We start from the raw sequence: 13,332 nt of genomic DNA, 5'->3' as shown, positions 1-13,332 counted from the left end.
CCCTGTCTTTTAATCTATTAATGAATAACTCTCATAACTCTACCATTAAACGTATTTGCCCAATATCCACTCGACATATTAGCAATGGCTACACCTGTTGAGCTTTGCGATCCGATAAATTTGCCACCGCCGATATAAATTCCAACATGTCCATCCTGTTTGTATGTATTAAAGAATACCATATCACCAGGACGCATCTCATTTACAGATACAGGTGTACCAGTATTTTTTAAAGTCTCCGTGCTAGCACCAACGCGAACACCAGCCTGTGAAAATGCCCAAGAGACAAACCCAGAACAGTCAAAACGTCCATTCGCGATGTCAGAGGCTGTTCTTCCACCACCAAATACATAGACTGAATTCCCAATATACTTATTGCCTGCATTTATTACAGTCGAAATAGAACCAGATGAGACTGCTGTATTTGAAACAGGTATTGAATTAGAGCTGCTAACTGAAGTTCCTTTACTTGTCCCAGTTTGTGATTTCGGTGAGACAGAAACCGCTGTTATCGCAGCCTCCGCAGCTCTTTGTAATTCTGCTTTCTGCTCTTGAAGGCTTGAAATTTCTGCTTTACTATCATTTTCTTGGTTTACTAACTGTGCTCTTAGAGCCTCATTGTTTGCCTTTTGCTCAGCAATTTGAGCTTGCATTCCCTCTAGTTCAACCTTCATACTGTTCAGGTCGTTTAGCTTTTGCTCGACTTCCTTGTATTTCTCTTGTACTTCCTTTCTATCCGCTTCATGCGCTTCTATCATTTCCCGGTCAGCATCGAGTATTGTTGCAACTACTCCAACACGGTCAATAAAATCACCAAAACTTTTTGAACCAAATACTACATCGAAATAACTTAACTGACCACCGCTAGCTTGATACGAAACAGCACGGGCTTTCAAAGTTTCATTACGGGCAGTAATTCGTTCTTCAATCTCGGAAATTACACTGTTTAGTTGGTCAATTTCAGCCTGATATTCAACAATTTGAACATTTGTAGATTCAATTTTAGCACTGTTGTCAGCAATAGCTTGTTCATTTTTTTGTATTTGTACTTCTACTTCCGAACGCTGTGCTTGTAAACTACTAAGCTGTTGTTGAGCGCTTACAATATTGCTTTGAATATTTTGAATGGATTCGGCATTCACTGATGAAACAGTAAGTAAGCTACTAAATCCTACTGTAAATGTTGTAATAATTGTAATTAATGAAGTTTTCTTCAATTTAGGATCCTCCCTGCTTCTACGCAGCGACACAAATTATATGTATAATTAGCATTTCGACAAATAGCTATGATAATAGTATTATATCATCAAAATTTGACAATAAAGATTACAAATATATTTCAAATATCACTTAATTCAACATGATTTTTAAAAATATAATAGAATTCTAGTTCTGGACAACTGGTACGCCTAAATGGTTGGAACCTGTTACAGACGAAGAATATGAGGTTGTAACTAAATTACTTTTAAAATATGAATTTAAGAAAATGACAAAGCATACATAGAAAAAGGCATTAATCCCCCTGGATCAATACCTAGAATAGCTATTGTTGCTATGATGGTCGGTTTTTCGCTTATCATCTATCTGTATCAATTGTGGCAGGACGAAGTGCTCATACAGTCCAAGGCGAAATCATAAATGACGAAGAGCTGAATTAGCTTCCCCTTCATTGGAAGGAAAGCGAAGTAACGAGGACTTTGAGATTTCCGAGTCGAAGACTGACTTCACACTATGCGATAACCTTGCTCGGCTTTTTTTTGCAAAGATGGCGGCAGCAGTTATAATCCGTGCACTTACCACAAGAATTCTCCCCTGAATCAAATACTCCATGCTTATGAGTCTATTTATATGGTATGGTTCACCTTCATCAACATGAGAATCTCTTGGTTGTGATGGTTTTCATCTCCCTTCTTTTTAAAAGAGGTTTTTCCTTAATTGAGGAACCCAGCAAAAGTAAAATAGACGGAGTTTTTCCGGTTAGAAACAGAATGAAGCTCGTTTCGGGGCATATAAGGGGAGATTTTCCGGTTATGCAAAGCAACCCCCGCCCATTTTCAAGTTTTTCGAGCCAATAGGCGGAATCTCTCCGACTATTAGAACTATTTTTTATTATTTTTACTACTTAAGCGGAATTTTTCCGTTTATTTATCAGATACGGTGCTTAACCTGATGTTCAGAAAACAAGCAAACAATATAATTGAAAGCCAAGCATACAAATAGGTATGCTTGGCTTTCTTGTTAACTATACTATCTGAGTTAATTATAGCGTTGCCCTATAATACTGTTTGTTCAACATTTTTTACAATATGAAATAACAAAGAAGAAACTAATAAAAAAAGCCACACCCTTTTCGAATTGGATTAAGCGTAGCTTTTCTAACTTTTAATGGTTATTTTTGTATAGATTGTTGTTTTTCCGCAATTATTCTATTTTTGACCCTTTTCAATATAGCTAAGGTCACCCACCTTCTCTATGCTATATTCGCCATTTTTATATTTAATGGTGGTAACACTAGCATTTTTCAAGCCTCCAGCAGGAAGCTCGTACCCTTCAGCTAAAGTATCTACTAACGCACCAATACTTAAACCGTGAGAGACAATTAATACATTGATGTTCCCTTTTTTGCTTTCTTTTTTAGCAATCTCATCAATGCTTTCTTTCAAACGTTTTTTTATGGTATCATAGTCCTCGGCTGGCCAATTTTCTCCTTCTTTTACTCTGTCTTTATCTAGTTCAGCGACACTATTTGCAAAATCCTTCGGTGAAATCCCCTCAGCCATCCACTGATCAAGTGTCTTCCCTTGGCTGTCTGCGATATCAGTCCACATCGTATGATTTAAATCACCTTCATAACTTCCAAAATTGAATTCTCGTAAACGTTTATCTGTCTGTAGGGATAAATCTGATTTTTTGTTCTCATCTAATATAATATTAGCACTTTGCACACTTCTCCCACTGTCACTACTATAAGCTGCTGAGAATTCAATATCTTGTAAGCCCTTTGCAGCATAACCTACAGTTTTTTCTCCTTCGGGAGTGAGAACAGCATCGGACCATCCTTGAACCCGATCTGTTGTGTTTAGCATGGTTTTGCCATGACGCATAATATAGAAAGTAACTTCTCCATCTTTTACTGATTCGTTCTCTATTTTCTTTGTAGTAGAAGCACTACTGCACCCAACAATCAAAAATATACTAAATACTGCGACAATCAATTGTAATAAACGATTCATTTATTTCTCTCCTTTTTGTGTAACCCCTTATTACTTTGATAATCGTAGCTTGTTCCAATATTCAATCAGTTCTTTTGTATGCTGAACTGTTTGTTGCAAGGGCTGAGCCGAATGAACAATAGGCTCCCGTATACTATCTTTAACAATGGGAGAAACGTCCGAAACTTGTCTCATGATTATTCCTGCATCATCTGATAAGCAATAATCAATAAATAAATCAACAACCTGTCCATTAGGAGCATTCTTCAGCTTTGATATACCGCTAATTGTAGAAAGAGCTTTCCCTTTTAGTTGAATGGTCTTGATTGGTAACCCAGGTGGACTACTTCCCCAAAAATTAAAACTTAGCATATATTCACCAGAGCCAACCATTTGAATAGGCATAAACCCATTAACTGTAACCGCTCCCGTATTTTCCGATAGTTGTTTTACAAATGTCTGAGCATCTGTTTTGCTCATCGTTTGCGCAATCGATGAAAATAAGGTAAAGGCTGTACCAGAGAAGTTTGGATCAGACATTACTATTTTCCCTTTAAATCTTTCATCCATTAAATCTTGGAGTGATAAGGAGGGTGGAATAGGTGTATCATTCATAACCATTTGCCAAAGTTCAGTATTAACTGCAATTGCAAGATGAAGTATTTCAAAGCCAAACCAATAGTTTTCTGAGTCATAAAGTTCCTTTGGAAATGAATCTTTATGTTCGATGGAAATAGGTGTTGATAATTGCTTCGATTTCATAACGATATGGGCATCAAGTGTACCACCAATGACAACGTCTGCTTTCGGAGCATGACGTTCTTCAGTCACACGCCTAACTATTTCTTCGGCTGAGAGCCTTAGAAATTCATATGTGCATCCACGTTGCTCGCAAAAAGATGATAATAATGCCTCCCCAACTTCTTCACTTGTAGCAACATATGCGACAAGATGATGTCCTTTCAAATTAGGAAATCCGTTCCTATCATAAGAAATTGGTGTTGTTGAATTGGAACAACTAACAATTAACAAAGTAATGGTAGTAAGTAAGCTGAAAAGTGTCCATTTCTTCATATCATGACTCCTTATGCACAACAGGTAAAAAAGTGGTTAAATCACCGGCAAAATAAATGGCATTGCCATTTGGATCACCAAGATATCGGATGACGTAATATTTTTTAAATACCGTAATCTGTATAATATCCTCACTTTTCCTTGTCGCTGGTTGTTTATCTTGATAGATGGTCACAAAGCCAGCTTCATCCGATAATGAATGTTCACTATCGTTCCAGCGTTGATGACTAGGCAGTTCTTTCGCTGTTTGTAGCGTTCGTATAAAAGACTTTTTTTGCTCCAATGCTAACGTCTGCTTGAGTCCGGTGGCTTTTAGTGTAATCTCACTAGACTTCGAAGCAAATGTCGCTATACTCTCAGGTGTATAAAATAAGCTGAGTAAATACGTGTAAAAAGCGATTACAGTTGATTTTGGATAGGACTCATCAAACAAGGAATCATTTTTTAAAAGTGCTTCATTCATGAAATATTTTTTTTGGGTGCCGTTTAAATAAATGACCGTACACATCAAAAAATCGCTTTCAGTTTTTAGCATATCAACTGCCATTTTTTGCTGTTCAAGCTTATCTAGGAAACTAGTAAGCTCGTATAAACGAGCTTCATCGTCAATTTGCAATGTACCCCAATTTTGATGGTCAATCACCGCTTGAACTGGAAGAGAGTGAGTTGCTTTTTGAAGCACTTCTTCCTTGTCATTTATCACCTTAACCTCTTTAAAAAAATAGTAGTCTGTATACATATTTACAGCAAAAATGCCCATTGTAATCAAGACGATAAGAAGCATGATAGATAAGAGTCGGTTCACTTTTCTTGCTCTCCTCTAAGATAAGTAATCACTGTTTCAAAATTATCATTTAATTGTTTCATAAATATATCATTAAAACGCTTTCAGTTTTTGCACATGTGATGGAAGTAAAAAAGATAGTGTAATAACCGTACCAGTGTCTGTTGAGACTATGTCCATAAGACCACCTTGTTGTATCATTAGTTCACGACAAATAAACAATCCAAAGCCATTTCCAAGGCTAGATGAGAAATATTTTTGTTCGGCAGGGGCTGTTTTCCATTCGTTAACAAGTTCTTCGTCCATACCAATACCGTTGTCTTCAATATATACATGAAGATATGATTCTGTTTGTTTTGAAGACAATGCAATGAAAGTAGCGTCACTATACTTGATGATATTATCAAATATGTTTAAGAAAATTTGTTTGGTTTTATCCGAATCCATCATGATGTAAACAACAGGAATAGATTGTTCAACATGGATTTGATATTTATCTAAATTTGGTTTCACTACATAAAAAGCAGCTGCAATTAACTGTCTAAGCTCACCAATCATTGGTGAAACCATAAAATGACTTTGACCAAATTTTGACTGTCGTAGCAGTTCTTCAATCAACCGGAACATTCGTTCACTTTCAGTTATGATATAATGATAGCTTTGCTCAACATCAGTTTGCTTTTGTAGCTTTGGAATGAGCTGTGAATATCCCATAATAGCTGTAAGAGGTGTCTTTAGTTCATGTGTAACCCGATCAAAAAAGTCTTTTTGCTTTGCTTTTTCGGCTTCAAGCTGTGAAATGTTGAACTCAATCGCTTCTGCCATCACATTAAACGAATGGGAGAGCTTCGTTATTTCTTCGTAATCAGCTAGATCAATTTTGGTTGCATAATCACCTTCTGATAGTCGCTTTGCCCTCTCACTAAGATGAAGAATAGGTCTACTCAATGAACGTGAAAAACGTTCCACTATATATACAGCAATCAATGATAATATTAAACAAGTAGTTAAGAAAATCACATTCATATTTGTGAGTAAGTTTGTTTCCTTTTTTAAGGGATAGAGAAAACGGACAACACCAACCGTTTGATTATTTATGTAAATTGGATTTGAGAATAATAGTAACGGAAATGATGTTGTTTTCTCGAATGTATAAGATTTCGTTCCTTTTAAGGCTTTGTTAATATCTTTCTTGAGATATGTTAAAGGTGATGGTTCACTATCAGCAAGTAAATCGCCGTCCTTACTGAAAACTTGAATTCTCGTATCCATTCTTTTTGCTAAATAAGGTGCAATGAGTGAAGCACTTCTTTCTAACGAAAAGTCTGTGTTTTCTTGTTCACGTGAAATGTAATTTATCGTATAAGTTTGAGCTTCTATGCTCAAGGTATATAAAGAGCTAACAGCAGTTTCATACACATTTTTTTGAAACTGTGCCATTACAACTGCATACAGTAAGAACATAAACGGGATTAACAAAAATAAAATGGTTCGTTTTAACTTTTTTTGTAGTGACATAGAGACAATCCTCATTTTTCTAGTTTGTAACCAACACCGTAAATTGTTTTAATCTCATTTCCATCATCACCAAGCTTTTTACGTAGCCGCTGAATCATAATATCTACAGCTCTTGTATTTCCCATATACTCAAATCCCCAAATTTTCGTTAGGAGCTCATCTCTTGTAAACACACGCTGTTTGTTTATAATGAATAGCTTTAATAAATCGAATTCTCGATACGTTAGACTAATTTCCTTGTCATTCACAAATACTTTACGTTCCTCAATATGTAATGTAATGGAACCGACTTTTAAAAGATTTGCAGATATTTCGGTTAAAGTATGAGTTTGAAGTCGCCGTTCAATAGATTTCATACGTAATAATAATTCTGTACTATGAAATGGTTTTGTGATGTAATCATCCGCACCAAGCTGGAGACCAAGCAGTTTATCATTCATTTGGCTTTTGGCCGTGAGCATAATAATTGGGATATTCGAATTCTTCTCTCGAAAAATACGAAACAATTGATATCCGTCTGTATCCGGAAGCATAAGATCAAGCAGAATCATTTCTGGTTCTTCTTCCCAATATTCAAGTGCTTCTTTCCCATTGGAAGCCGTAAGAACTTCATATCCCTCTAACTCAAGAGTTAAACGAATAAGGTTTAAAATACTTTGTTCATCATCAATTACTAATATTTTCATATCATCACCTTGGTTTCTATAAGAATTTTGACTATTCTTTTGCAATGGGATCAAATATTTACATTAGTGTACAATGAAATGGTTAGTACGGCTATACTATTAATCTTTAATATTTAACATCAATTTTTGGAAATCTTATGTAATACCTTTAAAAAGAGAGTAGGCGCATGAAAACTATTCATGCGCCTTTCATAGGTCCGTACGTACAGGTCATACGGCTACTCCATAATTATCCTCTATATTAGCTTGATTAATTTTTTATCTTTGAGATTTCTGTAATTATTTTTGGAATATCAATATTATCTAATACTCCTTCAAACTTTTCTGAACTTGGTCCGTAAGCAAAAACAGGAATCATGTTCGCTGTGTGTCCTGCTGTAGTTGGACTGCTTAGAACAACATCCAAACTCACTACTCCGACTTTATAGTACTCTGCAATCATACTTCCCATAATCCAAGAAACTACATTTTCCGGATAAATTGTGCCACTTTGGTCTTTAATCTTAGAAAGGAAGGTAGAAACCTCATGATCCGTTAAATCAATTCCTGCGTATTCTTTAAAAACAGATATTACACTACCAGGAGTATAGCTATTTGTTGAAGGATCTTTAACTAATTTTTTCGCCATGAATTCTGGTGACACACTTATGCCCTTTAATTCTTCAGTCTTCATTGATTCAGTTACAGATATTCCATTTGTTTCGTGGTCAGCAACTACAACAACTAATGTGTTTCCATCCTTCTTAGCCCATTCCACTGCTGTTTTTACAGCGTTATCGAACTCAATCGTTTCTTTCCAGATTCCTGTTGCATCACTTCCATGAGCGGCATGATCAATTCGACCACCTTCCAGCATTAAAAAGAAACCTTTTTTCCCTTTGTTCAAGACGTTGATTGCTCCGTTAAACATTTCTGATAAAGAAGGTTCTTGGCTACTTATATCATCACGGTCAATAACATAATTCATATAAGAATCATTAAATAAACCCAATAACTTATCTCCAGAAGCATTTTTTAATTCTTCTTTATTTGATACAATTGTATATCCTTCTTCCTTAAAGGAATCTACTAAATTAACACCATTTTGCTTTTCCGGTTTGAAGTATTTCCCACCACCTCCTAAAGCGACATCTACCTTATTTTCTAGTATTTGTCTGGCGAGATCTTCATTTCCAGTCCAGCGATCAGCTGTACTACCAACAAAAGCTCCGGGTGTTGCATCTGTTAACGGATGATTCGTTACCACTCCAACTTTCTTACCGCTGTTCTTAAACTTATCAAGTAGACTATCAACTGGAACTCCCTCTGGATCCACACCAATCATACCATTATTGGTTTTAACTCCTGTTGCTAAGGCAGTTCCAGCTGCAGCTGAGTCAGTAACAATATTATTGGCTGAAGAAGTGTGCATTAAGGCTACATTAGGGAGCGACTCCATAAAAAGTCTTCCATCTTTTCCATTCTCAAGTACTCCTGCTAGTCCAACTTGACCTATACCCATTCCATCACCAACTAACATTATTACATTTTTGGGTTTTGTTTTTGTTTCCGCAGCTGCTGCCACATTCTTTTCTTGAATTTGTGAATTTTCAACCAAACCGCAAGCCTGTAGAGAACCGGTTACCAGTATTGCACTAAGAACTACGCCTAACCTTTTAAACTTCTTCATCGTTATCTCCCCCATAATGATAATTTTAAAAAACTAAGAGATTTGTAAGATATGGCCAGTACCTACCTAATCTCCTTTTCAATATGCAGAATTGTTGAACCAAAGACTGAAGATCAAGACCTTTGTTCACTTTTCATGCTCCCTTTTAAAATAATCAATCACTGTTTCAAAATTATCAGTTAATTGTTTCATAAATGTATCATTAAAGCGCTTTCAGTATTATTTGGAATAGTAGACATATTAGAAAAGATCACTATACAATGTTCGAAAATGACAAAAGGGGAGTTGACTAATAGGTCACCTCCCCTTTTGCAATATTGTTTTAAGTTTGGCATACATCTTGTTATTAATTCTCCCGGAAAATCTGGAACCATCTAAGAAACATCTCTAACTAGACTTTTCTATTTACTACTTGTGGAGGTTGTTCAAACCATTTTTCTTTTATTGCTAATAGTAAACCTAAACCATAATATTTCTTCATATCGTCAGAAATTTCGCCAAGTTTAGAAACAATATCGGTTCTTAAACTGGAAGTCATCGCCTGACTTATCATGGTAAAACAGAATATTCCCAAACAAGTATTCACAAAAAACAACATTAATTTATCGGAGAATGGAGAAAAGTCTACATCGGAAATTTTATAATCTCCTGATGCAGAAATCGGAATATTTTCTTTATCAAGAACTTCTTGGAGTGAATCCAAAACTTTTTCGATTCCATCTCTACCATTACTAAAATGCTGTTTTAACTTTTTTTCTTTTGCTAATTTACTAAAAGTGACAAATACCATTTTTGAAAACTGTGCTCGATGAACAATTCTGGATAAATTAGAAACTTCAGCAGTGTTAAGAGGTCGAGATCCACCAAAAAAACCATTGAGGTATGTCATCGAATCAGCAAATTCTAACTCACTTTCTATCGCTACTTGTGGAGGTTTCAAATATACTCCTTGTGATAACATCAAATCTACTAGTTTATTCTGTATGTTTACAGAAAAAGCAATGTTTTTTTGAAAATGATTTCGCACATCGCTTCTGGTGCAATCTGATATTGCAGATGGATATGTACTCATCGATAGGTGTGTTAGATCAAAACAAAAGTACAAAATAAATGTATCGGAAAATACTTTGAGTGCATCAATCCTTACGTCTTCATTCGTAAAACCAAGAGGGATTGTAAAATTCTCTTTAATAAAAATCTCCTTCAGTTCACTAAGATTTTCTTGAGATTGATTTAACATCTTTTCTACCGCTTGTTTTATTTCAATATTTTCTGTGCTTGCATAAAAGTACTCAAAAAGCCTTAACTCCATACTACTTTTGATATAGGAAGACCAAATGTTTGAGACCTCGTTTGCGGTTAGTTCTACAATAGGCATATTGGTTTTGGTATGACTCAATTTATCCCACTCCTTTCTTATTAGTTTTTTCCCATTCTGTATTAATTATTTTTGAAATATTAAGTCCAACATTTCACAAAATACTACTAAACAAACCAAGAATGTAACAAGATGTTTCATTTATGTAACACATAATTTTAGTTGTTATCCATTACAATAAAGCCTTGACCTATTTTCTATTCAACAGAACAAAAATAAAATAGATATAATCTGACTCTATAAAAATTAGAAGAGATATCAAATATACTTGTCTTCAAGATGAAGAATAGGAAGGGTTAAAAAATGAAAAAGGCTATTTTCTTGGACATCGATGGAACTTTGGTTAACGATAAACTTATTATCCCTGAATCAGCCAAACTTGCCGTACAAAAGGCTAGAGAAAATGGCCACCTTGTTTTTATTTGTACGGGAAGGCCAAAATCGCTAATTTCCCCTGATATACTGGAAGTTGGGTTTGATGGGATGATTGGTTCTGCTGGAGGGTACATAGAAATGGATCAAGAGGTGTTATTACACGTAAATGTTAAAAAAGAGGATGTAAAGCATGTTGTAGACTTTTTTAACCATCATGGCATCGAGTTTAATCTGGAATCAAACATTGGTATATTTACTCGTAAAAATGGTAACACTCGTATGCGTTCGATTTTAGAACAATTACATAAAGCTGATCCTAATTCAAAGATAGACATAGAAAAAGGATTTGAGTCTATTTTCGATACTATTATTGAGAGTGAAGACTTACTTAGAGATGATATTAATAAGATTTCCTTTTTTGGATCAAAATTACCCCTTGAGAGGATAAAAGAAGAATTTGCATCTAAATTCACGGTCATTCCTAGCACAGTAGCTGCTTTCGGAGAAAATTGTGGTGAAATATCCATTCTTGGTGTAAATAAGGCGACAGGTATTGAAAAGATAATTAATCACTTAAACATAAAAAAAGAAGATACCTTTGGATACGGTGATAGCTGGAATGATTTAGAAATGCTTGAATTCGTCCACTACGGAATTGCAATGGGAAATGCAAATGAAGCTGTTAAGAAAATAGCTAATGATGTGACAGATACACATGATGAGGATGGCATCTATAATAGTTTTAAAAAATATGGATTGATCTAAATAAGCGTTCTCAATACTTATCATTTCAAATATAATCAAGCTAGCAAAAGAGAATGGGAGGAGTTTTTTATGTTAACGATTGCTTATATCGGAAATGGCAAAAGTACGAACCGCTATCACCTACCTTTTTCATTAAAAAACGGAAACATTCGAGTGAAAACTATATACTCTCGACGAGATAACAGTGTTTGGGAGAAAATACCTGAAGTAAATTATGTTCATGATTTAAATAAAATCTGGCTCGACGACGAGATTCAATTAGTCGTCATTTGTACTCCAGTAGAACATTATGAATATGCTAAATTGGCACTAGAAAAAGGCAAACATGTACTAGTCGAAAAGCCATTTACACAGACTTCTGACCAAGCAAAAGAGTTATTTACCTATGCAAAAGAAAAGAATCTATTTATTCAATGCTATCAAAATCGCCGATTTGATTCAGATTTCCTAACCGTACAAAAGGTTATTAATAGTGGCGTATTAGGAGATATTTTAGAAGTGGAAATGCACTATGATTATTTCAGACCTGAAGTACCAAAGTCTTTAAAGTTTTCTAGAGAACACAGCTATCTGTATGGACACGGATGCCATACAATAGATCAAGTACTCTCTTACTTTGGTAATCCAAATCATATTACTTATGATGTGAGACAACTTCTTGGAAAAGGACATTTTAATGACTATTTTGATTTGGATTTCTTTTATGACTCCAAAAAGGTTTCTGTTAAATCTAGTTATTTCCGTTTGAAAGAGCGTCCTAGCTTTGTCGTTTATGGCAATAAAGGTGTTTTTGTTAAACAAACAAAAGATAGACAAGAAGAACACTTGAAACTATTTTATATGCCAACCAATAAGGATTTTGGGATTGATTTACCAGAACACTATGGCGTTCTAACTTATGTGGATGATGATGGAAACTATCATGAAGAGAAAGTCATTTCTGAAGTTGGTGACTACGGGCGAATTTACGATGGAGTGTATGAATCGATCCTTAATGAAAAAGAAAAAATTGTTAAGGATGAAGAAACCATACGGCAAATGGAAATTTTAGAAGAAGGGATTAACCATATCAAAGAGTAAATACTCTCCAGTTATAAACACCCTATGATATGTCAAGAATTAAGACATAATCATAAGGAGCTGGAGTACTATGATCCATAAATTAAATAAACTAGGTGAAACAGATAATAATTGGTCCAATCTCAAAATGATTGGAATTAGCACAGAAGAGCACTATCAATGGTTGTGGGAAGTTTATCTTCATTATGGAGAAGTAAAACGCATACTAAGTTCAAAAAGAGCGGTTGGTATGTACGGAGGAAGAGAAGCAGCGTGGAATTCTGTTGGATATACCCCTCCTGAAATCGAAGAATATGTTAGTAATCTAGGTAAAATGATAGAACAACTGTACATTCCCACGAAGGATATAGAAAACCAACATATTTCAGATATATCATAACATCAGAACATTGGCCCCTTCTCAAAGAGTTGGGGCATTATATTTATCCAGATTTTGTAGCATCTTCTATAATCCAGTCAGATGCGCTCAGTAAATCAGGAAATACGGCATCCGCTAGTGGGTCACTCTCTCCAAGAAAAACGCCTTTTGTTCCTACATTCTTCCCTGCTTGGATGTCTGTGTCAGTATCACCGACCATATAGGACTGAGCAAGGTCAATATGATATCTCATGGCTAAGTCGGTAATCATTTTAGAGCCAGGTTTTCTGCATTCACACCCCGATTTTGGCTTGTGCGGACAGTATGCTACATCTTTAATAATAGCTCCCTCTTTTTTAAGCTCAGCTATCATGTGCTCATGGATCGTTTCTAGTTGATTCACTTTCATGAATCCTAGCCCGACTCCCCCCTG

At 35.3% G+C, this 13,332-nt stretch carries 12 protein-coding genes; 3 read left to right on the top strand and 9 right to left on the bottom strand.

Going from position 1 to position 13,332, the window contains the following annotated elements:
- Positions 1-17: 17 nt before the first annotated feature.
- From ACGLXV_RS17715 to ACGLXV_RS17680, 8 genes are all read right to left on the bottom strand, one after another.
- Positions 18-1,217: a coiled-coil domain-containing protein gene (locus ACGLXV_RS17715; RefSeq protein WP_391559669.1), complete on the bottom strand. Its 1,200-nt coding sequence runs from the start codon at positions 1,215-1,217 to the stop codon at positions 18-20.
- Positions 1,218-2,426: 1,209 nt separating this feature from the next.
- Entirely contained in the window at positions 2,427-3,233 is an 807-nt protein-coding gene (locus ACGLXV_RS17710; RefSeq protein ID WP_391559668.1) for a histidine phosphatase family protein, read from the bottom strand.
- Between the two features lie 30 nt (positions 3,234-3,263).
- Positions 3,264-4,286 carry an ABC transporter substrate-binding protein gene (locus ACGLXV_RS17705; protein ID WP_391559667.1) on the bottom strand — a complete coding sequence of 341 codons (1,023 nt, stop codon included), beginning with the start codon at positions 4,284-4,286 and terminating at the stop codon, positions 3,264-3,266.
- 1 nt (position 4,287) lies between these two features.
- Entirely contained in the window at positions 4,288-5,091 is an 804-nt protein-coding gene (locus ACGLXV_RS17700) for a DUF3919 family protein (RefSeq protein ID WP_391559666.1), read from the bottom strand.
- Between the two features lie 72 nt (positions 5,092-5,163).
- Entirely contained in the window at positions 5,164-6,588 is a 1,425-nt protein-coding gene (locus tag ACGLXV_RS17695; RefSeq protein WP_391559665.1) for a sensor histidine kinase, read from the bottom strand.
- A gap of 11 nt (positions 6,589-6,599) precedes the next feature.
- Positions 6,600-7,274 carry a response regulator transcription factor gene (locus ACGLXV_RS17690; protein ID WP_391559664.1) on the bottom strand — a complete coding sequence of 225 codons (675 nt, stop codon included), beginning with the start codon at positions 7,272-7,274 and terminating at the stop codon, positions 6,600-6,602.
- A gap of 250 nt (positions 7,275-7,524) precedes the next feature.
- Entirely contained in the window at positions 7,525-8,943 is a 1,419-nt protein-coding gene (locus ACGLXV_RS17685) for an alkaline phosphatase (protein WP_391559663.1), read from the bottom strand.
- A 391-nt stretch (positions 8,944-9,334) separates the two neighbouring features.
- Positions 9,335-10,342, bottom strand: coding sequence for a DUF3231 family protein (locus ACGLXV_RS17680; RefSeq protein ID WP_391559662.1), 1,008 nt, complete (start codon positions 10,340-10,342; stop codon positions 9,335-9,337).
- 282 nt (positions 10,343-10,624) lie between these two features.
- Here ACGLXV_RS17680 and ACGLXV_RS17675 point away from each other — a divergent pair, with 282 nt between their 5' ends.
- From ACGLXV_RS17675 to ACGLXV_RS17665, 3 genes are all read left to right on the top strand, one after another.
- The gene (locus ACGLXV_RS17675; protein ID WP_391559661.1) at positions 10,625-11,461 is read left to right on the top strand and encodes a Cof-type HAD-IIB family hydrolase; all 837 of its coding nucleotides are present in this window, start codon (positions 10,625-10,627) and stop codon (positions 11,459-11,461) included.
- A 69-nt stretch (positions 11,462-11,530) separates the two neighbouring features.
- Positions 11,531-12,541, top strand: coding sequence for a Gfo/Idh/MocA family oxidoreductase (locus ACGLXV_RS17670; protein ID WP_391559660.1), 1,011 nt, complete (start codon positions 11,531-11,533; stop codon positions 12,539-12,541).
- A 70-nt stretch (positions 12,542-12,611) separates the two neighbouring features.
- A complete protein-coding gene (locus ACGLXV_RS17665) occupies positions 12,612-12,920 on the top strand; it encodes a hypothetical protein (protein WP_391559659.1) in 309 nt (102 codons plus the stop codon).
- 43 nt (positions 12,921-12,963) lie between these two features.
- Here the strand turns inward: ACGLXV_RS17665 and ACGLXV_RS17660 are convergent.
- Positions 12,964-13,332 (bottom strand): D-glycero-alpha-D-manno-heptose-1,7-bisphosphate 7-phosphatase (locus ACGLXV_RS17660; protein ID WP_391559658.1); only part of this gene is annotated, 369 nt, incomplete at its 5' end.

This window comes from Robertmurraya sp. (assembly GCF_036676585.1).
Classification (GTDB): domain Bacteria; phylum Bacillota; class Bacilli; order Bacillales; family Cytobacillaceae; genus Robertmurraya_A.
Note: the sequence above shows the minus strand (reverse complement) of the source record. Positions and strands in the feature narration are given on the sequence as shown.

Coding starts and splice junctions, on each gene's coding strand:
- ACGLXV_RS17710 (WP_391559668.1), bottom strand. CDS start 3,233: ATGAATCGTTTATTACAATTGATTGTCGCAGTATTTAGTATATTTTTG.
- ACGLXV_RS17675 (WP_391559661.1), top strand. CDS start 10,625: ATGAAAAAGGCTATTTTCTTGGACATCGATGGAACTTTGGTTAACGAT.
- ACGLXV_RS17685 (WP_391559663.1), bottom strand. CDS start 8,943: ATGAAGAAGTTTAAAAGGTTAGGCGTAGTTCTTAGTGCAATACTGGTA.
- ACGLXV_RS17695 (WP_391559665.1), bottom strand. CDS start 6,588: ATGTCACTACAAAAAAAGTTAAAACGAACCATTTTATTTTTGTTAATC.
- ACGLXV_RS17690 (WP_391559664.1), bottom strand. CDS start 7,274: ATGAAAATATTAGTAATTGATGATGAACAAAGTATTTTAAACCTTATT.
- ACGLXV_RS17705 (WP_391559667.1), bottom strand. CDS start 4,286: ATGAAGAAATGGACACTTTTCAGCTTACTTACTACCATTACTTTGTTA.
- ACGLXV_RS17670 (WP_391559660.1), top strand. CDS start 11,531: ATGTTAACGATTGCTTATATCGGAAATGGCAAAAGTACGAACCGCTAT.
- ACGLXV_RS17665 (WP_391559659.1), top strand. CDS start 12,612: ATGATCCATAAATTAAATAAACTAGGTGAAACAGATAATAATTGGTCC.